Annotated in this window: 21 protein-coding genes; 11 read left to right on the top strand and 10 right to left on the bottom strand. The window is 52.5% G+C overall.

Translation table 11 applies throughout. The features are described from left to right. Positions 1-21 precede the first annotated feature (21 nt). The 3 genes from H6F59_RS18080 (at position 22) to H6F59_RS18070 (ending at position 2,960) form a co-directional block, all read left to right on the top strand. Positions 22-822, top strand: coding sequence for an SDR family NAD(P)-dependent oxidoreductase (locus H6F59_RS18080; RefSeq protein WP_190703289.1), 801 nt, complete (start codon positions 22-24; stop codon positions 820-822). Positions 823-926: 104 nt separating this feature from the next. Then, on the top strand, positions 927-1,916 hold the full coding sequence (locus tag H6F59_RS18075) for a sugar-binding transcriptional regulator (protein WP_190703286.1): 990 nt from the start codon (positions 927-929) through the stop codon (positions 1,914-1,916). A 63-nt stretch (positions 1,917-1,979) separates the two neighbouring features. After that, a complete protein-coding gene (locus tag H6F59_RS18070; protein ID WP_190703283.1) occupies positions 1,980-2,960 on the top strand; it encodes a carbohydrate kinase in 981 nt (326 codons plus the stop codon). Positions 2,961-3,058: 98 nt separating this feature from the next. Here H6F59_RS18070 and H6F59_RS18065 read toward each other — a convergent pair whose 3' ends face one another. From H6F59_RS18065 to H6F59_RS18055, 3 genes are all read right to left on the bottom strand, one after another. Continuing rightward, on the bottom strand, positions 3,059-3,835 hold the full coding sequence (locus H6F59_RS18065; protein ID WP_242021552.1) for an intradiol ring-cleavage dioxygenase: 777 nt from the start codon (positions 3,833-3,835) through the stop codon (positions 3,059-3,061). Positions 3,836-3,928: 93 nt separating this feature from the next. Continuing rightward, complete coding sequence (gene xylB / locus H6F59_RS18060; RefSeq protein WP_190522418.1) at positions 3,929-5,395, bottom strand: xylulokinase; 1,467 nt, start codon at positions 5,393-5,395, stop codon at positions 3,929-3,931. 15 nt (positions 5,396-5,410) lie between these two features. Then, positions 5,411-6,811, bottom strand: coding sequence for an NAD(P)/FAD-dependent oxidoreductase (locus H6F59_RS18055; RefSeq protein WP_190703280.1), 1,401 nt, complete (start codon positions 6,809-6,811; stop codon positions 5,411-5,413). 690 nt (positions 6,812-7,501) lie between these two features. Between H6F59_RS18055 and H6F59_RS18050 the strand changes: the two genes are divergently transcribed. After that, entirely contained in the window at positions 7,502-8,071 is a 570-nt protein-coding gene (locus tag H6F59_RS18050; protein WP_190703276.1) for a type 1 glutamine amidotransferase domain-containing protein, read from the top strand. Between the two features lie 487 nt (positions 8,072-8,558). On the opposite strand, the gene H6F59_RS18045 is transcribed toward H6F59_RS18050, so the two are convergent. Next, the gene (locus H6F59_RS18045) at positions 8,559-9,461 is read right to left on the bottom strand and encodes an AEC family transporter (RefSeq protein WP_190703273.1); all 903 of its coding nucleotides are present in this window, start codon (positions 9,459-9,461) and stop codon (positions 8,559-8,561) included. An 82-nt stretch (positions 9,462-9,543) separates the two neighbouring features. Here H6F59_RS18045 and H6F59_RS18040 point away from each other — a divergent pair, with 82 nt between their 5' ends. Continuing rightward, entirely contained in the window at positions 9,544-9,804 is a 261-nt protein-coding gene (locus H6F59_RS18040; protein WP_190703270.1) for a hypothetical protein, read from the top strand. Between the two features lie 139 nt (positions 9,805-9,943). Then, positions 9,944-10,750, top strand: a complete 807-nt coding sequence (locus H6F59_RS18035; protein ID WP_190703266.1) for an aldo/keto reductase — start codon at positions 9,944-9,946, stop codon at positions 10,748-10,750. 50 nt (positions 10,751-10,800) lie between these two features. Here H6F59_RS18035 and H6F59_RS18030 read toward each other — a convergent pair whose 3' ends face one another. Both H6F59_RS18030 and H6F59_RS18025 read right to left on the bottom strand, forming a co-directional pair. After that, positions 10,801-11,346 carry a pyridoxamine 5'-phosphate oxidase family protein gene (locus H6F59_RS18030; RefSeq protein ID WP_190703263.1) on the bottom strand — a complete coding sequence of 182 codons (546 nt, stop codon included), beginning with the start codon at positions 11,344-11,346 and terminating at the stop codon, positions 10,801-10,803. Positions 11,347-11,375: 29 nt separating this feature from the next. After that, the gene (locus H6F59_RS18025) at positions 11,376-11,675 is read right to left on the bottom strand and encodes a hypothetical protein (RefSeq protein ID WP_190703258.1); all 300 of its coding nucleotides are present in this window, start codon (positions 11,673-11,675) and stop codon (positions 11,376-11,378) included. A 1,873-nt stretch (positions 11,676-13,548) separates the two neighbouring features. Between H6F59_RS18025 and H6F59_RS18020 the strand changes: the two genes are divergently transcribed. The 3 genes from H6F59_RS18020 (at position 13,549) to H6F59_RS18010 (ending at position 16,354) form a co-directional block, all read left to right on the top strand. Continuing rightward, on the top strand, positions 13,549-14,376 hold the full coding sequence (locus H6F59_RS18020; protein ID WP_190703253.1) for an SPFH domain-containing protein: 828 nt from the start codon (positions 13,549-13,551) through the stop codon (positions 14,374-14,376). A gap of 849 nt (positions 14,377-15,225) precedes the next feature. After that, the gene (locus tag H6F59_RS18015; RefSeq protein ID WP_190703247.1) at positions 15,226-15,591 is read left to right on the top strand and encodes a PadR family transcriptional regulator; all 366 of its coding nucleotides are present in this window, start codon (positions 15,226-15,228) and stop codon (positions 15,589-15,591) included. A gap of 85 nt (positions 15,592-15,676) precedes the next feature. Continuing rightward, positions 15,677-16,354 carry a hypothetical protein gene (locus H6F59_RS18010; RefSeq protein ID WP_206755219.1) on the top strand — a complete coding sequence of 226 codons (678 nt, stop codon included), beginning with the start codon at positions 15,677-15,679 and terminating at the stop codon, positions 16,352-16,354. Between the two features lie 602 nt (positions 16,355-16,956). Here the strand turns inward: H6F59_RS18010 and H6F59_RS18005 are convergent. The 4 genes from H6F59_RS18005 to H6F59_RS17990 form a co-directional block, all read right to left on the bottom strand. Further along, positions 16,957-18,693 carry a lipopolysaccharide assembly protein LapB gene (locus H6F59_RS18005; protein WP_190703244.1) on the bottom strand — a complete coding sequence of 579 codons (1,737 nt, stop codon included), beginning with the start codon at positions 18,691-18,693 and terminating at the stop codon, positions 16,957-16,959. Between the two features lie 68 nt (positions 18,694-18,761). After that, positions 18,762-19,127: a hypothetical protein gene (locus H6F59_RS18000; protein WP_190703241.1), complete on the bottom strand. Its 366-nt coding sequence runs from the start codon at positions 19,125-19,127 to the stop codon at positions 18,762-18,764. A 376-nt stretch (positions 19,128-19,503) separates the two neighbouring features. After that, positions 19,504-19,761, bottom strand: coding sequence for a hypothetical protein (locus H6F59_RS17995; protein WP_190703239.1), 258 nt, complete (start codon positions 19,759-19,761; stop codon positions 19,504-19,506). 183 nt (positions 19,762-19,944) lie between these two features. After that, entirely contained in the window at positions 19,945-20,388 is a 444-nt protein-coding gene (locus H6F59_RS17990) for a hypothetical protein (protein ID WP_190703236.1), read from the bottom strand. A 526-nt stretch (positions 20,389-20,914) separates the two neighbouring features. Here H6F59_RS17990 and H6F59_RS17985 point away from each other — a divergent pair. After that, entirely contained in the window at positions 20,915-21,355 is a 441-nt protein-coding gene (locus H6F59_RS17985; RefSeq protein ID WP_190703233.1) for a response regulator, read from the top strand. Positions 21,356-21,725: 370 nt separating this feature from the next. Next, positions 21,726-22,154 (top strand): hypothetical protein, encoded by a 429-nt coding sequence (locus H6F59_RS17980; protein WP_199325863.1) that lies wholly within the window; start codon positions 21,726-21,728, stop codon positions 22,152-22,154. Positions 22,155-22,240: the final 86 nt, after the last annotated feature.

The raw sequence follows: 22,240 nt of genomic DNA, 5'->3' as shown, positions 1-22,240 counted from the left end.
TCTAATCTTGAGGCCACCTGTATGAGCGCGACGGCAACCTACGATTTCCAGGGCAAAACCATTCTGATTACTGGTGGGGCGGGGGAAATTGGCAAAGCTACCGCTCACCGATTTGCCGCCAACGGAGCAACAATTGTGTTGCTAGATATTAACGAGATGAGGCTGGCCGAGGTCGCCCAGGGGCTAAAAGACTATGGCAATCCTGTGTACACCGTTCGCTGCGATGTCACCGATGCCCAGGAGGTGGCCGACATGATTGCGATCGCCGTTGAGCAGGTGGGTCAGCTCGACTATGTGTTTAACAATGCCGGCTACCAGGGTGCGTTTGCCAAAACCGACGAGTATCCTGAGCAAGATTTTCAGAAGGTGATCGACATCAACGTGGTCGGTGTGTTTCACATTCTCAAGGCCGCTGCCCAGCATTTGCGGAAGGCGGGCGGGGCAATCGTCAACATGGCTAGCCACGCCGGGGTAGATGGGCCGCCCAACATGCTGGCCTACGCCGCCTCAAAGTTTGCGGTGGTTGGCATGACCCAGACCGCTGCCAAAGACCTAGCCCCTTATGGTATTCGCGTTAACGCTCTGTCACCGTCGCTGGTTGGTCCCGGCTTCATGTGGACTCGGCAGACTGAACTACAGGCGGGGGTAGGATCGCAGTATTTTGACGCCGACCCCAAAGTGGTCGAGCAGCAGATGATCAACTTGGTGCCGCTGCGCCGGTTGGGTCGGTTGGAAGAAGTTGCCAACGGAGTTGCTTTTTTAATGAGTGATGAGGCTAGCTATATTACTGGCTTCAATTTGGATATTACGGGAGGACAATAGAATTGAGCAAATATTCTCTAGCGGACGATATGCTCAATCATTCTTTGGGTAGATCTTTAATCAAATAAAATCCTTCTTTAGGCAGTGGTGGATGAGGTGACCAGATGGGAGACATGTATGCGGAGAAACGCGATGGTCGGAGACCGGCCCAGCAGGGCCATCGTAGGCTTGACTTAGCGGCCCACGCCGCCTGGCTCTACTACATTGCCGGTAATACCCAGGAGGAAATTGCCGCTAAACTCAACGTGTCGCGGCAGGCAGCCCAGCGCTTGGTGGCCTTGGCCGTCAGCGAAAAGCTGATCAAATTTCGCCTCGACCATCCCCTCAGCCACTGCATCGCCCTGGCCGAGGCCCTGCGGGATCGGTTCGCTCTATCGATGTGTGAAGTCGTGCCCGACCCCGCCGTCGGTGGCGACCTCTACAACGGCTTGGGCGTTTGCGCGGCGACTTACCTGGAGACCTATTTAGTTGCCAGAACCCCTTCCATTCTGGCCTTTAGCTCGGGGCGCACCCTGCGGGCCATGGTGGATCAAATTCCCTCAATGGATCAGCCTCAGCACAAGATTGTCTCGATTGTGGGCAATATGTCGCACTGCGGTCTGGCCGGTCGCCATGAGGTGGTCATGCATTTGTCTGATCGGGTGGGGTCGCAGACCTATCCGGTGCCCACTCCAGCGGTGGCCACCAGCGTGGAGGAGCGCGACCTGTTGCAGACCCAGCGATCGTTTTTGGCGGTTAAAGCTTTAGCGGAACAGGCTAAGGTCACCTTTGTTGGCGTTAGCCACATCGCCTGGAACGCGCCCCTGCACGAGGACGGCTTTATCAACGATGCCGAACTGACCGAGTTAATTGAGCTAGGAGCTGTAGGCGAAATTGCGGGTTGGGCGTTCAACTCCCAGGGAAAGTTGCTGCAAGCAGGTACCAACAGCCGAGTTGCGGGTGTGCCCCTAGAGCAACCAGCCCGGCGTCTGATCATCGGCGTTGCTGGGGGGCTTCGCAAAGCCGAGGCCATTCTCGCGGCCCTACAGGGTCGGCTGATCAGTGGGTTGATTACCGATGAAGCCGCCGCCACAGCGATTTTGATTAAGGGATAACTGCTATCGACCCGAGATCGGCTAGCTCGGATAGATGGGTTTAGAGCGATTTAGGAGAAAACTATGACTGAGCCCGTAATTTGTCTGGGAGAATGCTTAGTCGATCGCCTGTTTGAGGTAGGTGAAACGCCTGGGGCAGCTTCAAGCCAGGGCACCGATTATCCCGGTGGAGCGCCCGCCAATGTGGCCGCTGCGATCGCTAAACTCGGCACCCCCACCCGCCTAGTCAGCGCTCTGGGCGAGGATGACCTGGGCGATTGGCTAATTGAGGTCTTGCAGGAGCAGGGGGTGGCATGCCAGATTCAGCGGGTGGCCGATATGCCTACCCGCACGGTGCTGGTGCAGCGGGATGAAACGGGCGATCGCCAGTTTATCGGCTTTAGCGCCCCCGACCCCGCTGCCTTTGCCGATGCCTACCTTACCCCCGACTGGATAGATACCGTCGATTTTAGCGGGGTAAAGTATAAAGTGATGGGGACGCTGGGCTTGGCTTACCCCACCACCGCCAGCGCCATGGAGCGAGCGCGGGATAAGGCCCAGCAGGCCGGGGCCAAAATTGTGATCGATCTAAACTGGCGGCCAGTGTTTTGGCCTGAGGTAGAACTCGCACCACCCAAAATTCGGGAATTTTTGCAGATCGCCGATCTGCTCAAGCTCTCTAAGGAAGAAGCTCAATGGCTGTTGGATACGGATTCCGCTGCTGAGATCTGCCAGCAGTTCCCCCAGTGTGAGGCCGTGCTGCTCACCGACGGGGGCAACGGCAGCACCTGCGCCACGAAACAGCACAGCGTCTCACTCCCGGCCTTTGATGTCAGCAGCAAAGATACCACCGGGGCGGGGGATGCCTTCCTGGCCGGAATTCTTCATCAGCTTTGCCAGCGGGGATGGAATGTTTGGCAAGACCCAGCTGAGATTAAAGCGGTTTTGCGCTACGCCAGCGCGGTAGGGGCACTGACGACGTTGAAACCGGGGGCGATTGCCGCCCAGCCCACTCCCCAGGAGGTCGATGCCTTTTTACACCAACAGGCCGCTGCCTCTAGCTAAAAAATCTGAAATTCCGCTTCAAAACCCGCATCTCCGTAGGGGCATAGCATGCTATGCCCCTACAACTTAGAGGTCATTAAAAGGAGCTGGACTGCCGATCAGGTTAGCTCCAGCCCAATCTCAAAATGTCCGGTGTAGCCCTCCCCAGCTTGGGTGAGGGAGAGCATGAGCTGATCGCCACCGCTGCGAAAGATACCGTCATTCTGATTACTGGTAGTGCGCTGGCCTCTAGCGTTATAGGGGGCCTGGGCGTAGATGCGATCGCTCAAAGCATCGTCAAAATAAAGCTGTGAGGTAAATTCATAGCCCTGATTTGCGGCAGTATTGCTGCGAATTTTGAAGTGAATATGTACAGCCCGGCCCGGATACCAACCTGGGTAAATGGTGGTGAACTCAACCGTGCCGTCAGCGTTGGTGACTTGGGACCCGCGCAAAAACTTTTGGCCTAGGGTGTTGGCTCTGCGATCGGCTACATCTGAATAGGCTCCCGTGGCATCGCAGTGCCAGACGTCTACCATTGCGCCTGCCAGCGGCACACAGGCATTAGCACCTACTTGGGAAACGCGAAATTGCAGCGTTAGGGGAACACCCGGTTTCACGGTGCCAGTCGTCGGGTCAGAGCGAATATCAGAGCGATTTAGCGCTTCATCAACAAAATAGGGGCCTTCGGTCTGCTGAGGGCGTACGGTGCAGGCAGGCTGCGCTGCCGCTGCCTCGGTCGGGGTTTGGGCTACGGTACTGCTCAGTTCAGCCGAGGCCGAGGGCTTGCGGAAGCAGCCGAATAGCGAAACCATCAAGGTGCCACCGATGAAGCCTAGGGCATCGCGACGCTTGAGGCTGAGGCCATCCGTTCTGGATACATATTGTCTTGGCATTAGGTTAGGGGCATTGGTACATCGACAGCTTCCATTGGGCCAAACCAAAATGACGGTTTACCCTAAACTTGCATTACAGCGTTGTCATCATCCCTACCTCACCACTTTGAGCGACTCGTAAAGTGGGGTGTATCGTTCAAATGCCGCCTCATAGGCTGCGTGCTTTTGGGGCTGCACCGCCTCGATCGCCTCAGGCAGCATGTCAAACGCCTCCGCCAGTGACGGATAGGCCCCTACCCCCACCATCGCCAAAATCGCCGCTCCATAGGCCGCTCCCTCCTCGGCTTTAGGCGCGACCAGTTCGGTGTGCAGTACATCCGCTAGTAGGTGGAACCAGAGGGGCGATCGCACCCCACCCCCCGTTGCCAGTAGCTGATTCACCGGAGAAATTTCCTGAATTACCTCTAGGGCTGCCCGCAAGCTAAAGGCCACCCCCTCCAGCACTGCTCGAATCAGGTCGCCCTGGGTGTGGGCCAGCGACAAATTCACCCAAGCCCCCCGCGTGTCGGGGTCGAGGTAGGGGCTGCGCTCGCCCGCCAGGTGAGGCAAAAACAGCACGCCCCGCGCCCCCGGTTCAGATTTTTCGGCCAGAGCCATCAGGTCGGCAAAGGCGATGTCGGGAGCAAAGGTGTCGCGGTACCAGCGCAGGGCCCCCCCCGCCGCTAGCGTTACCCCTAGCAGGTGGTAGCCGCCATCGGCATGGCAAAACAGGTGCACCCGCCCTTGGGGGTCGGGGGTGGGAACATCGCAGGGGGCAAAAATCACCCCCGACGTGCCGATGCTGAGGCTGCCCCGCTTCAGGTTGCGGTCTGAAATTCCTAAACCAATGGCCGCTGCGGCATTGTCACCGCCCCCCGCTACCACGGGCAGTCCTGCCGGGAGTCCTGTCCGCTCAGCCAGTTCCTGCTTTAGCCGTCCAGCGATCGCGGTTGATTCGACCACGGTAGGGAACAGGTCGGGGCTAATATCGAGAGCAGTAAGGATGTCCTGATCCCACTGCCGGCTGGCCAGGTTTAGACAGCCAATGCCAGAGGCATCAGAGGGTTCCGTCACCGCTTCGCCAGTTAGCATATAGCCGAGGTAGTCCTTAGGCAGCAGAATTTGTCGCACCTGCTCGTAGGCCTGGGGTTCCTCCTTACGTAGCCACACCAGTTTCGGCAGCTGAAACCCGGTAATCGCTGGATTGCCCGTCCGCTGAATCAGGTCTGAGCGGGACACCGCTGCCTCAATCTCCGCCACGGCAGCCCCCGTGCGCTGGTCATTCCAGAGAATTGCTGGGCGAATCACCTTGCCCGCCCCATCGAGCGGTACCATGCCGTGCATTTGCCCTGACAGCCCTAGGGCGATCGCTCGCTGCCCCTCAATCTGTCCGGCTACCTCACTTAGAGCCGTCAAACTAGCCTCGACCCAGTCGGCAGGCTGCTGCTCCGTCCAGCCGGGGTGTGGCGTCAGCAGAGGATAACTCTGGGTTGTTTGGGCAACCACTTGGCCTTGCAGATTGACGGCGATCGCCCGCACCCCGCCGGTTCCCAAGTCTAAACCAATGACTACGTCTGCCAATTCAGCCTCCCCTGTCTACGATTCTGCAATGACCGGTGCCTTGAATTCCCCTGAGCTGCGCTCTGGCGCATCATGCCGCTCAACCCGCTGGGGCTCTTGATCCACAACCATCGGCTCATCCAGACGGCTCTCTTCCCATGTGATCAGCCGTGACCCGCCCTTGCGAGTGAAATAGCTCCACAACCACTGGATCATCACCACCAGCTTGTTGTCAAACTCAATTAGGTAATAGATGTGCACAAAAATCCAGATCAGCCAGGCGGGGAAGCCCCACAGCTTGAACCGTCCCATATTCACCACCGCCGCGTGATGGCCGATCACCGCCAGGCTGCCCACGTCGTCGTAGTGGAAGGGAGGCATCTCTTTCCCTTGAAGCCGCTGCTGAATCAGCTTGGCGATGTAGGCCCCTTGCTGCATTGCCACGGGTGCGACGCCGGGCAGGGGCTGCTCGCCTTGGTGGGCAAAGTGCGCTAAATCTCCCACCACAAAAATGTTCGGCTGCTCGGGCAGGCTTAGATCAGGATTCACAATCACTCGACCTGAGCGATCGAGCTGGGCCCCGGCCCGAGCAGCCAGCACCTTGCCCAGTCCAGAAGCCCTTACTCCAGCGGCCCAGAGAATGGTTTTGGCCCGCACCTGCTCTGTCTGCTCGCCCTGACGTACCGTCACTATATCGTCCTCGATGTCGGTTACTAGTGACTGGGTGCGCACTGTCACGCCTAGATCCTTCAGCGATGCGGCGGCTTTGGCCGACAGGTCAGCGGGGTAGGGCGGCAGTACGCGATCGAGCCCTTCCAGCAGCAAAATGCGGGCTTCGGTGGTGTCAATGTGGTGAAATTCGTCCTTAAGCGTGTGAAAAGCCAGTTCGGCTAAGGCCCCAGCCAGTTCCACACCGGTTGGCCCACCACCTACCACTACAAATGTCAGCCAGGCCCGCCGCCGCTCTGGATCTGACTCTTTTTCAGCCGCTTCAAACGCCCCAAAAATTCGTTTCCGCATTTCTAAGGCATCTTCAAGGGTCTTAAGCCCCGGTGCGGCGTCCTCCCATTGGTCATGGCCGAAGTAGTGGTGGCTAACGCCCGTGGCCACAATCAGCGTGTCGTAGGGCAGAGTTGTATGGTTTAGTGTCACCTGCTGCTGCTGGGGGTCAACATCAATCACCGCATCCATCAGCACTCTGACATGGCGGTAAGCACTCAAAATAGTTCGCAAGGGGGATGAAATATCCCCGGGCGACAGCTTACCAGTGGCAACTTGATAGAGCAGCGGTTGAAACAGGTGAAAATTTCGTTTGTCAATTAACGTGACTTCAACGTGTTGAGACTTTCCCAAGGCTTTAGCGGCATAAAGCCCGCCAAACCCTCCTCCAACAATCACAACCCGGTGAGGCTTGGTCTCAATAGCGGTATTTTTCATGGAACTCGCTCCATCTTAAATAGTCTCTGCTGAAGATCGCTGGGGAGAATCTCGCTGTTTTAGGCTGTTTCAACACAGCGCGCGATCGCTCTATTGGACAAACTATGTCAGCCGATTTTTAGAAAATGTAGCTGGCTCTATCAACCGAAAGACATAGCTAATCGCTGCTTTGCCAAAAAGCTGTGGTCCAAATTAGCGCTGATTAGCTTCAGTTTAAGTATTCAAAAGGGACTTGTGGGTTCTCAATCTTCCATCACAGTTCTCAATCCAGTAAAGACGTTTTTAATCCCTGCTTTTCGTTGGCAACTGCAGTAGTAGACCCATTCGTCTGCCCTGAGGTAGGTTTAGCGACGGCGGTTTGGCCCTACCGCTCTAGGTGTGGCTAAACCGCTGCCGTGAACGGACTAACTCCACCCGCGGCTAGACGTTGCCCTCGGTTCAGATACCTAAGCTGAAGACAGCTCTTGGCAACAAATCTGCAAGCTTCAGCCTGTGGCCCCGACCAGTTAGCAGGCGGTGTAACCAACGCATCCGCAACGGCTAGCACAGCCCGTCAAATTGAGTGAATGGATGCTGGTTGTGCTTAGCACGACTGAGGATGTGCTGCCTTAATTTCAAGGGCAGAATTCGGCTGAGAGCGGTGGAAATCTAGAACCGACAAGCAAAACCTTAACCCGCAGGAGACTTAGCATGGCCCAAAAACTTAAAAACCGCAAAGTGGCAATTTTAGCCACCGATGGATTTGAGCAAGTTGAGCTAACCGAGCCCAAACAGGCCCTAGAACAAGCCGGTGCCCAAGTGCATGTGATCGCCCCTGAGGGCGACTCCATTCAAGGATGGAACCACCATGACAAAGGCGACCCAGTGCCGGTCGATCGCACCCTTGATCAGGTTCAGGCCAGCGATTACGACGCTCTCGTGTTGCCCGGTGGGGTGCTAAATCCCGACCAGCTGAGAACTAACGAGCAGGCGGTTCAGTTTATCAAAGCGTTCTTTGCCGATAGCAAACCCGTAGCGGCAATTTGTCACGGGCCTTGGACGCTGATTGAAGCCGATGTGGTCAAGGGTCGCACCGTCACCTCCTGGCCTTCTCTAAAGACCGACCTCAGCAATGCCGGTGCCACCTGGGTTGATCAAGAGGTGGTCGTCGATCAGGGGCTAGTCACCAGCCGCAACCCTCACGATTTGCCCGCCTTCAACAGCAAAATTGTGGAGGAATTTTGTGAGGGCAAGCACCCAGCCCAAGCCCAGGCGGCTTAGGTCAAGCTCAATCCTGAATCTCCTGCTTGCTTGTTTTGGGCTCTATTAGGCGCAAAACGCTGCTTGTTTTGGACTGGTGCTCGTAACTCCAGATTGAACTACTGGCACCAGTCCGAATAGGCAAGCCTGCAGGCAATGCACAATGACAAAACGGAGAGGGAGGGATTCGAACCCCCGTTGGGTTTTCCCAAAATAGTTTTCGAGACTGAAGTGTCAATGTCTAAAACGCTCTTAAGTCAAAAGGTTTGGCGTTCAACTGTTTTAAACGATCCAATTTTGAACTAAAACTGTCTCTGCCCCCAATTTGGCTAAAGATATATCTTTAGCTTTGGGGTGATTGAGAAAATGGCCTATTTTTCAGATTTGCTTATATTCTAAAATGTGCAACTGCAATGGTGAGGGCAACTAAAGCTCACGGCATATTAGGGCGATCGCCTCTTGCACCATTGCTCTTCTATTGTTGGCCGTGCCAGGATACCTAGCCTAGCTAGGGTAACAGCGATAAATGGACTAGAAGGGGAGTCACTATCGCCAGGTAAAGAGGTACCGCAGCGGAGATAAAGCTAATAACAAAGCGAGTGTCGAGATCGTTCTCTTGGGCGAAGAGTAGGGTTAGCAGGCTAGGGGGTAGGGCTGCTCCGGCGAGGACAGCGGCCTGCTCCACACCCTGAAGACCAAAGGCTTGGGTAGCTGCCCAGCCCAAGCTTAACCCGCAGCCAATCTTGGCTAGTACCAGGAGGGCATAACGCCCTACAGAGGCAAGTTGAACCTGAAACTCCATTCCCAGTAGCAGGAGCACCAGCAGCAAAAAGCTCCCCTCGGCAATGTTCAGCAGGCCCAGCAGCACCTCATTCATCCAGCCCAGAGCGTTGAGTAGTAGACCCAGCACAATGGCCCAGAAGAAAGGCGTTTGGGCCAGCTTCAGAGCTACCGCCCGGCCTGTGACCTCAGCTCGGCCAAACCAAGCGGAGAGGCAGTAGACCACCGTGAACAGATAGATGGCCTGGGCTAGGTCAAACAACACAATTCGACTGAGACCCAGATCGCCAAAGGTGAGCAGCATAATGGGATACCCCACCGCACCGCCCTCAAAGGTGGGAAAGGTGGTCATCAGAGCCCCAGCCTTTGGTTTGTCCCACTTGAACCACCAAACTCCGGAGAAGGCGATCGCTGTTAGGCCCGCCACGACTACTAAAGCAGACAGGGGCAGGTAGATAAGTTCTGGGGCAAAGGTGACGGTGGCCAGCGCCCGCAGAATTACTGCTGGAAGCACCAGCGTAGTCAGCAGCTTGCCAATGGTCTTGGCATCGCCAGAGTGCAGCACCCCAGCTCGCCTCAGCCCAAACCCCAAGCAAGCCACCAGGATCATGGGCAGGAGTTGAATTAGCATCGGCATTAAATTGATGATGGTTAGCCAAGTGGATCGCCTGCGGCTGGTAGCTTAAGAGCTAGAACTGCCCCAGGAAGAATTGATGGCCATTTCCTTCAACCGAGCCGCTGATTTCTACGACAATACCCGCACCCTGGCTCCAGAGGTGTCTGAACGGCTTACGGTTGAGATTTTAAGGCTGGGGCAGGCTACCCCCGACACCACCTTTCTTGAGTCTGGTATTGGCACCGGGCAGATCGCTCTGCTTATGGTCAAGCTTGACTATGCCTACGCCCGGGTGATATTTCAGAGGCGACAATGGACAAGCTCAAGCAAAAGGTTGAGGGCAAAGCCCATCGACTGATGCTGGTAGATGCTGATGCAATCGCTGTACCCTTCATTGAAGAAGATAAAAATGCGTAGCGTTTTAGGGGTCAAGGATTTAATTTAACGTCGAGGTAGTGGTTTCCTGCCTTTCTTGAGTCTGTGGAGACAAAACCGCTATGGACATTCAAACAATTCAGGGCAACCCCGCCAGCATGCTTGGACTAGCAGTACAGCAGACTATGGAGGCGGGCTGTGTTGATCTGGCTTGGCAAGCTGGCGTCAATTACTTCTTTTCCTATGGCATTGGAGATAGCCCCATTGTTAATGATTTGAAGCAGCTATTACGGCAGCATAGAGAGTCCGTCATTGTGGCTACAGGGAGCGAGAAGCGAGAGATTGGCCATTGGCGAAAGTACATTGAGCAGGTACAGCAGACCCTCGACATCGACACAATAGACGTGCTCTTTGCCGAATATGTCTCCCCTACCGATGATTGGCAGCAGGTAAGGGCCCTGGCGGATCAGCTCTATCGTTGGAAATCTGATGGGGTAATTCGGTATGTGGGCATCACAACCCATAATCGAGCGATCGCCCAGCAGCTTATCCAAGAATCTCTCTGTGATGTTCTAATGCATCGCTACAACATGGCTCACCGTAAGGCTGAAGAAACCGTGTTTCCCATGGCAGAGGCCGCTAAAATCCCGGTCGTCGCTTTTACAAGCACTCGTTGGGGAACGCTCCTGCAAAAACCTACAGATTGGCTTACTGCCCCGCCAACAGCTTCTGATTGTTATCGCTTTGGATTGTACCAACCCGCTATTCGGTTAGTGCTAACGGCTCCCAAAACCCTCCAGTTATTGGAAGATAATCTTGCTGCCCTCACATCTCCGCCCATGTCCGAACACGAAATTGTGCATTGGCAGCAGTTTGGAGATTTGGTCTATGGCAGTGGCCAGGATAGTTTTGAAACGAGCTGGCCATAGTTGAACCTTTCCTAAATAGAAACGCTGTGAGTAGATGATTTGATAGGAAGCTAAAACCTAGTGACTAGGCTGGCTAGATTGAGCTGAATCTTCGTGTCTATCAAAACGGTCTCACTGAAGGCTATACGCTCTCCAGTGATCCAAACTGTTTGGGGCTGGAACCGATAGAGCCGTCGAGGGGATGGGGCGAGGTAATCAGCAGGCGATCGCTGCTGGCCCTTAGCTGCCCGCTTTAGCAGAAGGGGAATCACCCGATCCATATCCTCTGTTTCTACTTCAGCCGCAGTGCCAGAGAGATAAAGCCCTTGGCCTTTGCCCTCTTCCCGATCTGTACTGTAAATGGCGATCGCAGCCCGACCCTGGTTGGCATAGAGGTTTTGAGAGTGCTGGGCCACCATTGCTGAAGACCAGTACAGGTTCCAGTCAGAATCGTAGGTGAAGAAGAGTGGGGAGACCCAGGGCAAGCCATCGGGGGAACTGGTGGAGGGGGTGCCGTAGATAGTACCCTCAAGGATTTTTCGTGCCCTGATGATTACCTCTGGAGTTTGACCATCAACAGTATTGACCCAGCCGTTCTCAGCTGTAGCGATAGACATAGTTTGCGGCCTTCTGGCAATAACTCTACTCAGAATAAGGCGCTTTGCTGGCTCATGGGCTGAACCTCATAGCCCTTATCAATCCGTAAATTGGGTCGCTGAGCAGCGGCTACTGCAAGGCGATCGCTGCCGATGGTACCTATCGCGGGCAAAGAGGGGCCAGCACTGAGCGGGGCGACAACGATGCCATCAGCCGCTATATCGACAATCAGCGCATGGAAAAGCTTCTGAAGCCGTTCATTGAGAAGATCCAGGGTGAGGCAAAAAAGCCGAGCCCCCAGCCATATTGGGGCATGCTGACAGAAGTGCTTTGTATGGAAACTAATCATCAAGTAAGCACAGAAGATAATCTCCCATAGATGCTCGATACTGGGGTAATCCGTCAAGCGAAAGTTGGCCTAGCCCAACTCGTTTCACCTAACGGTTTGAGAGGCAATATGAGGGACAATCATTGATCCTACCCTCTTGAAACTTTTCCTTTTTCACTTGAATTTTCCTGCAGTAACTGAAGAAGAATTATTAGACAATTGAAAACAACAATAGATTTAGCGAACAACTGAATTACGCCAAGACATCAAGATAACAATCAGAAGTAACGCTTGAATAAACCAGGGAGCTAGAGTAAGACTTGCGAGCAAACTTAGAAGCGATACAATTGCGGCAAATATCCTGACCATCTCTTCCTGTGCCATTTTCCTGAGATACAGGGCAAAACAGGCGATCGCAAGTGAGGTTATAAGCGGAGTAAGCACCATGACAAACTAATCAATGACGAAAATTTTTTGAGGCATGTGAAAGAGAGGAGTAAAAGCCAACTGTTGATAGATATCTCAAACTAGTAAGCACATTCTGAAAGGCTCTCTTGCTGAGTCTTCACATCGTGCAAAGCAAATTGGCTGTGATATAAGTGGTATTAACTCAGTGAAAAAAGAGTTAACGCAGGGGCAAAAAGAAGAATATTGAGCGCATGAAATTGAAGTTGCATGGAATACCCATGCAACTTTCCGAATCCAATGAATGGATTACGAATCCAACCTAAATAGATTCCCAAAAAAAACTGTATGACAATCATCTTCAGGTTGATAAACTGAAGTGACCACCCTTGTCTTTCAACTAGGATCTAAAGCGGCTAGCAATTTATAGCAAAACTTGGTGGGGTTCAAGTCGCACAGTGCTACTACAGCGAAGCGATTACAGCAACTTCTGCTTGACTGTTCTTTCCCAGTGCCGAGCGGCAAAGTGATCAAAGTTTGAATTTGCAACTGCTTTTTTAGCAGATTTTAAGTGTCGATGAACGTCAGCATTCATTTTCCTAACAGGCTTAGCTCTTAATTCAGGTAAACATTTTTTAGTATACCACGATACGGTTTGCAATCAATTTTAACTAGCAATTAGCATGCCCTTTGCTATAAGTGAGCGATTAAGACTAGATTAATCTCAATGCCGAGCATCAGAAAAATAAATGTATTGATCCCAAAGTCAGCATATTTCCAAAAACTCAGCAGAGTATGAATTGCACCAATTCAACCCCCACGGCTTTGACTATGGCGATCGCGTTGTCTTGCCCGATGGCCGCACTGGAATGGTGTCCAAGGGGGGCTAAAAATATGGTTACGTCGATGCTGAGGCTGATTGGAAAGGCCATTTGGCAGAGCTGAGGCCAGCGATACCCGATGAAGTGGACCAGCCCAAGGTACAGCAATTGAACCTGCTGTAACGCGATTCAGAGTGGGTTAGCGCGATTTTGAGAATACTTCTGAGAACGCTTTTTTGAGCACTGCCCAAGTGTACTGGGCAAAGCGTTGTGAACTGTTGAACGGTGGAATCACAATCCACTTATCTACTTCAGCTAGGGTTGACGCATAGTGCCCTAGCTACTCAACCAACGGGCACAACGGAATCAGGGTCGCGATCGCACGTGGAGTCATCAGTGAAATGAAGCGATCGAACACTTCAGGGAATACTTGGACCATCTACCCCTCAAGGACAGGCTTGCAAGGCTGACCATCCTACAAATCCAGAACCCTATTTAGCCATGATCCGGAAGACGCTCAACGTATTTTTCCCGCTAGCGAGCGGAGTCATCTTGTTTCTGCTGGCAAAAGAAGCTTTCAATGCTGCCTTTCCTTTTGCCCTGCCAGCCTCAGTAATCCTGGGTCTGGCAGGCACACTCTCTGTCCTTTACGCTTTGGCGCAAATCAAATGAAGACCAAGACCCTTGGAATCTCGATCGTTCTTTCTGCTACTCTTCTCGGCGGCTGCGCTACCGTCCCTCCCGGCAATGTTGGTGTAAAGGTCTACCAGGCAGGCGGCAAGCGTGGTCAGATGGAAACCCTTGAGGTGGGGCGCTACGGTGTCAACCCGGTGACCGAGGACATCTACAACTTCCCCACCTACCGCCAAAACCTGGTTTGGGAGCGCAGCGACAACCCTGACCAGAATGAGCAGATTACCCTCAACTCATCTGAGGGCGCTAGCTTCACGGCAGACGTGGCTATCTCCTACAGCTTCGCCCCCGACAAGGCCGAGCAAATCTTTTCTGAGTTTCGCCAGTCCCCTGAAATGATTGCGGATGTGTACGTTCGACGTATGGTGCAGGACTCCTTCAACCGAGTCGGCTCCACTATGAAAGCAATCGAAATTTACGGAGAGCAGAAAAGCTTGTTCCTCGATACCGTCCTCAAGGAGATTCAGTCTGACCTAGATCCCCTCGGCTTCCAGGTCCACTCCATCAGCTTTGTCTCCCTCCGTCCAGACGCAGAGTTGCAGGCTGCCATCAACTCTGTCATCACGGCCAAGCAGGAGGCTGAGCGGGCGCGACAGGAAGTAGAGAAGGCAAAGGCCAACGGTGAGGCAACGGTCGCGACCGCCCGCGCTCAGGCAGAAGCTAACCGCCTTCAGCAAGAGTCCATCTCCGCCGAACTACTCCAGCAACGTGCCATCGAAAAGTGGAACGGGGTTCTCCCTCAAGTGACGGGCGAAACCGTCCCGTTTATCAACCTTCAGCAACCCGCTCCGCCCGCCCAATAGCCTGACCACGCGATCGCCACATAAACGGTTTAAGCATCGCGGTCAATGGTCAGCACCGACCAAAATAAATCCCACCGGCCAGTGCAGCCAGTGGGAAATTCTCAGGATGTATCACAAATATGCTGAGCCTAGATTGCCCCAATTAGTCGAGGCCCGCGCAGGGGTAGCTGGATGGCTTAGCTGTGGCTTTGGAGTGGGTTGAGTAGTTCACCGGTGGGACAGCTAATACTTAGCAGGGGTATCCTGCTCTTGCTGATTGCATCAATCCCCCGGACTCCCGCTCAAGCCCATCCGCACAGCACTGATTTGATAAGTCCTGAAGATATGCACAACCCAGTGCGGCGGCAGAAAAGACTCCTACTATCGTCCACCAAACCACCGACTCCATAGTGCCTGTCACTTGTGCTCCGCAAGTAGGGGACGGCTTCGCTTTGCTGCTCGCATCGCGGCCACATTCCTTGCACTTGATCGCTGCCATCACATCGACCGCCACAAGTTTAGCTTTAGGCAAATGCGATCGCCAGCCGCCTAAAAGCCTTCAGTAGGTTGAGGCCATTGAGCATTCGGTTTGATCGATGGTCACCTTGGCTACCTTCCAGCAGTATCGTCTGCTCATTCAAAGTTGTCTTAACACCACCTTTGATCACTTCAACTCCTGATCTCGAAACACTTCACCGATCGCCCCTAATCCCCTGTCTTCAGAATCATGGTCTGAAACGGTTGCAACCTAGTGGCGATCGCATCAGAACGCAGTCTAAACCGATTGCCACTGATTATGTTTTAGATGAGCGCGATCGCTGCCTCTTGGTATCGCATTGACATATATCCGCAGCGGATATAGTATGAAGCATGGCTAAAAAGAATACAACCCATAAACCCCTTACTCCAGCAGTGTTTTATATCCTTCTTGCACTCTCCACACAGGAGAGCCATGGCTATGAAATCATGAAGCAGGTCGAGTCGGATTCACAGGGAAAGGTAAAGATGGGGCCTGGAACGCTCTACGGCTCGATTGGTCGCATGATCAAGGCGGGATTGATAGGTGAGAGCGACAAAAAGATAGACCCAACAATGGACGACGAGCGGCGGATCTATTACAAAATCACCGGACTCGGTAAAAAAGCACTCGCCGCGGAATTGGAGCGATACAGCGAAATTTTGATGGTTGCACAACAGAAGCGGATCTTTCCGAATACTTTTGCGTATGACATCTGAACGCTTAATACGACGATACCGAAACTGGTATGCAAAACTGCTTCGTCTCTATTCAAAGCCGTACTATGAGCGGTTTGGTGAGGGAATGAAGCAAACTTTCACTGATCTTCTCCGAGAGCGTGCCGAGGAAAGACGAGCGCTATTGGGTTGCGCTCTTTGGATGTTCCTCGAAACATTTGCAGGAATTATGAGAGAGAACATAACAAATATCATTATGCAAAACAAAAACATTATTTACCTTGCGCTCGGGACAGCATCCATATTGCTGTTGCCCTTGTTAGCGATGCTGTTTACCGATCAAATGGTCTGGGACTTGATCGACTTCATTGTTGCCGGTGCCCTCATTTTTGGTACAGGTCTCGCTTATGAACTGGTAGCGAAGAAAGGGGGCACTATGGCATACCGAGTAGCTGTTGGTATTGCCCTTGCGGCAGCGTTCCTGCTCGTCTGGATGAATCTTGCCGTTGGGATCATCGGGTCTGAGGACAACCCCGTTAACCTGATGTATTTCGGAGTGCTCGCCATTGGAATCCTCGGTGCCACCATGGCGCGTTTTCGGCCACAGGGAATGGCACGTACGTTGATTACAACAGCACTCGCTCAGGCATTGGTTCCTGTGATCGCACTGATCATCAACAAGCCTCAGGTGACCTCGGTAGAAGCATCTATGGGTGTGTTAGGTGTACTGGGTCTGAACGCATTTTTCGTCATGATGTTTATCGGATCAGCTTTGCTGTTTCGACGTTCCAGAATCAGGCTATGAATTGGAGCTCAGGTGTGGTTAAACTCAGCGGAATGAATGGCTGCTCCGCTGAAGTCGCGAAAGTAATCACGACTTTGGAGCCCGAGCGAGGCTTGCGGGTAAGCTCAAAAGCACCAAAAATTCGTGTTAATCCCGTTGGCTGCCTTGTGATGTAATCCTGCACAAGGCTAATAAATTGTCTCCTGACTTGCTCGCAAGCCTGCGACCTTTCATCTACTGATACGTTGTTTTGCACCAGCACCTCTGCGAGAACACCACTATCGGTGTGTTACTGATAAGACTGCTAAGTTTCATCAACCTGCACTCCAAGTCGAATGTCACTCAATGCAATGGTTGCGTGTCCTCATCAGATAACGGTTCTGGCTGCGACTACAAAAGAATTTGTAATCCTAAAAGTAACTCCGTTAGTCCGTTGCACCAGAATGGTTGTACTGCGTCTCAGCCGATGCATTCAACTTAGTCATAGTACTGACGCGGTAGGCTTCAGAGCTGATCGCGCGCGTCATCGACAATGCCTCCGACGGCAGCTCCAGCGGCCTGATGTGCGACAGTAGTACGACGGTTTTAGAACGCAAAAACGACTGCTTGCGCTCCCACATCCCTCATTCCTCTGAGGAGATAGATTGAGTCGCTTGTAGAGCTTGTACCAACACCTCAGCTGCTCGTTCACGATCGGAGGTGCCAAACAGCCCGACAATCCTATCCTGCGTCCGCGTCACGAACCGTCGTATCCCTTGTGCCTCAGCCGGTGGCTCAGTATAGGCACGAGCGATCGCAATCAACGCCTGTGCGCGATCGACCGGCTCGACAATCGATTGCGCCGTTTGCAAAGCAGCATCAAACTGCCCTTGCTGAGCAAATCCTTGCACCACCGAGGGCAGGAGCCATTCGATGCCTTCACTTTGAGCCAGTTCCATTGCCTGCTCCGGTTGCCCAGCCGCAGCATAGCCCTGCATGATGTCTGGCATAAATCCCTCTAGCTTGCCGGTTTGAACGAGCTGCAACGCCCGCTCAGGCTGGCCTGCATCGAGATACCCAACTGCCACTTCTGACAAGATGCCTTTGACCTGCTGTACCTGAACAACCTGCCACGCCTGATCTAGCTGCTTTTCTTGCAAATAGTGTCTGACGATGCCGATCATCGCACCGTTACGGTTGGGGTTAGACTCCGCCAGTTTGACTGCCTCGTCTAAATTACCTGCTGCGGCATAGGCGATCGCAATGTCTCCCAATGCCCCCTGCCGCTCGCTGACCGGCTGGATTTCCTCGACAATTTGCATGGCTCGCTCAAAGTCGCCAATTTTGGCATGGCCAACGGCTACTCGACCCAGCGCATCCGCATCGGCTCGACCTCGCAAGGCATTAGCGGGAGCGATGGCTTTTCCAACCTGATGGGCCTCTTCCAGTGTCGCCACGGCTTTGTCGTTTAGACCTACCTGCTGGTAAAGGAGCGCCGCATCGACAAACTGAATCACTTTATCGAGGGGAAGCGGGGCAGTAGGAAGGTTACGGATTTTGGGAAGGGTTTGATCAAGAACCGCGATCGCCCGATCGTTTGCACCTAACTCCACAAACTGCCGGGCCGTCCAAAGCAGAGCACTTCCCTGCAACGAAGCCCTTTCGGGGTTGTCGGTCTCCACGGTTTCCGCGCTCAGAATGGCCTGTTCTAGCACCATCTTTGCGGGCTCAGGATGCCCTGCTAGAGCCAGATTCATGCCCATCATGTTCAACGTTTGCGTTTGGTAATAGGCATCGTTAGTCGTTTGTGCCTGGCCGAGCGCTTCCTTAATCGTTTGTGTCTGGGCGATCGCTTCCTTTAGTAACTCGTCCGCTCGCCGAGATTGTCCTACGTCCAACAAATCAGCTGCAATTTCCGACAGGGCCAGTGGGGCTCCCATCCCGCTGGCTAGCGCGATCGCTAACTCAAACTGCCCCTCGTCGGACAATTCCACAGCCCGGTTCATTAACGATTCGGTCGGAGAGGTGGCACTGCCACTACATCCGGTTGCCTCCTGAGTACGGGCGGTTTCAATGGCCTCTGTAACCTGTCGCTTGCCTTCTGTCTCCTGCCCAATTAGCCAGTAGCTACCCGCTACCTTGGCTAGAGAATTTGCTTTGAAGCAGGGTTGCATCGCCGCTGCTGCTTCCAGGGCCTGCTCAGAAATAGCAAATGCCTGTTGCGAATCACCCAGCTTTGCATATTGAAAGGCGATGTCTGACAGCAATCTGGCTTGCAGATCCGGAGCGGGTAGGGCGATCGCTTGTTTCGGGGTAAGTATTCCAAGAGCGGGTAGGGCGGCTAGGAGGAGAAGTTTGGCACAGAGCACGTTAGATTTCATAGTGACTCGATAGAGCTAGAAAGTTTGAGTAAGAGGCTGTTCTCTGAAAATGCACCCTTGATACTGAATTAGGTTTGAAACGACGAAAAAAGCCATTTAAGCAGCCTTTGAAACAGCCATAGGATGAGACTGTAAAAAGCAACATTGAGGGCAAATGCCTCAAGATTCGCATAGAAATAATCTTCTGGTCCGACCTTACCCCAACCACTTGTAGGGGAATTAGCCTCCGTATCTTGAACAAACGACAGAGGGAAGCCTGCCTGCTGCTCACCAAACATGCACTGTCCAATTTGGCAGGATTGAGCATCTCTGCAAAGTGTTTCACAATGAGCAGGTTGCTTGTAGCGCAAAGAGGCGATCGTCAACCCCATTGCCATCAAGATGATCAGGGTAATCTTGATTCCTCTATAAGCTAAAGAATTACTGCTTGTCATAGGAACTGACTGAGGATGCGATCCCGATATGGATAGCTTAAGACTACGAAACCTAAGCGAACCTGATCTATCCCCAACTCTGAATGAGTTTTTATTTTGGATGATTAATTTAAGAAGTTTTGCCCAGCAAGGGATGGAAACATTGACGACAGCGGTATGCATCGGTTCCCATTGCTCTTCTTCAGGAACCTAATCGGTTTCCCTTACAACAATGCACTTGCCGCCAAATCTCTTAAGCTCAAACCTAGAAGCTGATGAGTTTCTGCTGTACCGCTATGTTGGGTTGCTACCCTACACGGACATTCCCTAAAAGTCTGTAAACAAAACCTTTCGTTCAAGTGTCACATGCCCAATGGGTACTCCACGGCGGGAGGGGTTAAGAGGAGACCACATGAGCCGTATCAACTACCCAGTGGGAGTACCGGGCTAGCCGTTTGGCTTCATCCTGGAAATGCCTCTGGTGCTCCTCAAATTGGGGCTCTTGACGCAACGCATCATTGATCGTCTTCAGCACCACAGCTTGCGCCAGCACGGTATTTCTGGCTTTGTAAGTGATGCCAAAGCCGCCGCGGCCTAGTTCCTGTTCAACAACATATTTTCCCTGCTGTAGGGATTTACCGCTAAAGACGCCCATAGAGCCTCAGAACCCATTCCATGCCCTATGTTCCCTGCTGCTGAGAGAATTAGCCACTCCCTTCTAGGGGAATAGTGCCCCTGTCCCAATTCATGACCCTCTAATCTGACCTAAATCGCCTCTTTGTGATGAAATTGTGGAGCCTCCTTCGGCACCCTGTTTCTCGGAAGGCAACTGAGGTCATCAATTAACGCTAGTTGCATCCTGCTTGCAGATCGAGAGAATGCGTTGGTCATTCGTGCTGTAGGAATCGATACGATGAAGTTCGCTGAGTTTAGCGGTGGCCTCAAAACTTTGAGAAGCCTCGGATGGGACAGCTTTAACCTCTAACTGATTCCCCTCCTGCTCTCCTGTGAAGCAGGCAAATTCCGATTGAGGAGTATAGAGTGCTCCGACGACCTTGCCCTGTTCCTTTTCAAAAACGATGTAGGTATGCTGAATTTGGTCAGGCTGCGGCACATCACTGTAGAGGTATACACCATCCGGTAAGGAGTCAGATAGTTTTGAAGGGCTATTTTGTTGTGCCCTTGCTTCTTGCTCCCAAACTACTGTTCCAATTAGCCCTAAAGGCAGCATTAGAGTAATTGCTGTAAGAGCTCCTTTTGCTTTAAGTGTAGGTAGCTTCATAACCGATTCTCCTTATCAATCAAGACGTAATATTAGGTGCGGCAGATTCCGCGTGCTCCTCCTAATGCTGAACTTGCCAAAAAAGAGCTTCTGAGAAAAACCTTTTGGCGAACAGCGAATAACATGGCTACTACCCTATCTGCCACCGCGAGCCTTCTAGTCTATCGTGTGGATGAAAAGATCTTCATCCACACGATAGATAACCACTCATAATTTTTGAAATGTGCAGAAATTGTCTGGGTCTTTCAATTGTTCGCCAAGTAGGCGATTGAGAAGCATTCAAGAATTGAGCATGCTTAGTAATATTATTAAAATTGAATATTTCTCAGTGGCTCAAGAGACAGCCAAAGATCATTCCAAACCACTTCTTAAAACTGTATGAGCGTTGTTTTAGGGGCTGTTGTTTTTTGGATTTTATTAAGATATCCTTCCCGAGGAGGACTCATAGAAGTGCTTCGTGCAGTAAAAGTGGATTAGAAGCAATTGGATAATGATACTTGGATAATTTAGGTAGGTTTCATTAAAGATGATGCGGGTTGCTGTTATTGATGACAATGAAGCATGGGGCTTTGCACTCGCCTGCTCCTTAGAACAAGTAGGTTTTAAGGCTAAAGCTTTCCAAGACCCTTTTCAATTTATTCCAGTTGCTCACCAATTCGACTTGGCACTGGTTGATTTCTGTTTGCCCGGTAGAAGCTACCAAAGAGCTTTAGACGGAGCTGAACTCATCTGTAAGCTCAAGAGTGAACTTGGCCAACCGCCTCTGTTAGTGCTGATGTCTGCATTCTTCACTAACGATATGCTCTGTTCTGCAGAAGGTATTTGTCCCTCAGCTGATGCTGTCCTTTCTAAGGGGGCTGGCTTAAAGTCAATTCTTGAGTCAGTCGATCAAATCCTGGCCACAAGATCTGGCATCAAAAGCTTCGAGTCGCAGGGTAGTACAGAAGAATTGGTTTTTTCAGTATAGTACTGCTTCCATTTTGACTCTTTGAGCCAAACGCTTTAGGGCCTAAAATGGCAAGACTATATCGACTAGTCAAGCTATAGGATCCGCTCTAATCTTATGGTGCCTCTCGATGCCCTTCAAGCCAGTTTATTAATAGATATGAGATGGGTATTGAGCAAAATCAAAGCATTTCTTCTTTAGAAACGACGGTTTTGTGGCATTCATCATGTTGGATGGAATGAGAAGGTTGAGCCCTTAAATGTGAGGGTTAACCCATGATCAGGCTGCATAATAGCCTAAACTAGTTGCCCTGCACCACAGAGCAGCATCATAATCTTACCCCGTCGATGCGCTGGAGTTTGGTGCCCGCGCCGTTACAGCCGCAGAAGCCGTGCAGGACGTTGACGTTGTCATTCTCTCCATCAATTCCACCAGCTACTCCAAGGTTGCGTCCTTGTTCGCAGGCGTGCTAGAGGACACCATTGCCATAGACACGTCGAACTACCACCCCGTGCGCGACAACAGGATCGAGGCCATCGACGCGGGACAAGTCGAGAGCTTGTGGGTCGTTGAACAACTGGGTCGGCCCATTGTCAAAGCCTGGAACACCGTTGTTTCGGGCTCCTTCTCGAACAAGGGAAAGCCTGCGGGAAGCCTAGGCCGTATTGCTTTACCTGTGGCGGCAGATCGGGACAGGGATCGTGAAGTGGGATGGCGCTGGTGGCAGATACAGGTTTTGATGCCTTCGATGCTGGCTCACTCAAAAACTTCTGGCGGATGCAACCGGGAGCGCCTGTCTACTGCACTGACCTTACCCTAGCAAAGCAACCCGACGCACTGGCCTCCGCCGAAAGAGCGCGCTTACCCAAGCGGCGCGATCTGACAACAGCGATATTGCAGGAGCGA

This window comes from Nodosilinea sp. FACHB-141 (assembly GCF_014696135.1).
Taxonomy (GTDB): domain Bacteria; phylum Cyanobacteriota; class Cyanobacteriia; order Phormidesmidales; family Phormidesmidaceae; genus Nodosilinea.
The sequence above is the reverse complement of the archived record's forward strand: the minus strand, read 5'-3'. Positions and strand labels throughout refer to the sequence as shown.

Bases quoted from the DNA above. Each gene is read 5' to 3' on its own strand.
- H6F59_RS18080 (WP_190703289.1), top strand. From the start codon at position 22: ATGAGCGCGACGGCAACCTACGATTTCCAGGGCAAAACCATTCTGATT.
- H6F59_RS18075 (WP_190703286.1), top strand. From the start codon at position 927: ATGGGAGACATGTATGCGGAGAAACGCGATGGTCGGAGACCGGCCCAG.
- H6F59_RS18070 (WP_190703283.1), top strand. From the start codon at position 1,980: ATGACTGAGCCCGTAATTTGTCTGGGAGAATGCTTAGTCGATCGCCTG.
- H6F59_RS18065 (WP_242021552.1), bottom strand. From the start codon at position 3,835: ATGCCAAGACAATATGTATCCAGAACGGATGGCCTCAGCCTCAAGCGT.
- H6F59_RS18055 (WP_190703280.1), bottom strand. From the start codon at position 6,811: ATGAAAAATACCGCTATTGAGACCAAGCCTCACCGGGTTGTGATTGTT.
- H6F59_RS18050 (WP_190703276.1), top strand. From the start codon at position 7,502: ATGGCCCAAAAACTTAAAAACCGCAAAGTGGCAATTTTAGCCACCGAT.
- H6F59_RS18045 (WP_190703273.1), bottom strand. From the start codon at position 9,461: ATGCTAATTCAACTCCTGCCCATGATCCTGGTGGCTTGCTTGGGGTTT.
- H6F59_RS18040 (WP_190703270.1), top strand. From the start codon at position 9,544: ATGGCCATTTCCTTCAACCGAGCCGCTGATTTCTACGACAATACCCGC.
- H6F59_RS18035 (WP_190703266.1), top strand. From the start codon at position 9,944: ATGGACATTCAAACAATTCAGGGCAACCCCGCCAGCATGCTTGGACTA.
- H6F59_RS18030 (WP_190703263.1), bottom strand. From the start codon at position 11,346: ATGTCTATCGCTACAGCTGAGAACGGCTGGGTCAATACTGTTGATGGT.
- H6F59_RS18025 (WP_190703258.1), bottom strand. From the start codon at position 11,675: ATGATTAGTTTCCATACAAAGCACTTCTGTCAGCATGCCCCAATATGG.
- H6F59_RS18020 (WP_190703253.1), top strand. From the start codon at position 13,549: ATGAAGACCAAGACCCTTGGAATCTCGATCGTTCTTTCTGCTACTCTT.
- H6F59_RS18015 (WP_190703247.1), top strand. From the start codon at position 15,226: ATGGCTAAAAAGAATACAACCCATAAACCCCTTACTCCAGCAGTGTTT.
- H6F59_RS18010 (WP_206755219.1), top strand. From the start codon at position 15,677: ATGAAGCAAACTTTCACTGATCTTCTCCGAGAGCGTGCCGAGGAAAGA.
- H6F59_RS18005 (WP_190703244.1), bottom strand. From the start codon at position 18,693: ATGAAATCTAACGTGCTCTGTGCCAAACTTCTCCTCCTAGCCGCCCTA.
- H6F59_RS18000 (WP_190703241.1), bottom strand. From the start codon at position 19,127: ATGACAAGCAGTAATTCTTTAGCTTATAGAGGAATCAAGATTACCCTG.
- H6F59_RS17995 (WP_190703239.1), bottom strand. From the start codon at position 19,761: ATGGGCGTCTTTAGCGGTAAATCCCTACAGCAGGGAAAATATGTTGTT.
- H6F59_RS17990 (WP_190703236.1), bottom strand. From the start codon at position 20,388: ATGAAGCTACCTACACTTAAAGCAAAAGGAGCTCTTACAGCAATTACT.
- H6F59_RS17985 (WP_190703233.1), top strand. From the start codon at position 20,915: ATGATGCGGGTTGCTGTTATTGATGACAATGAAGCATGGGGCTTTGCA.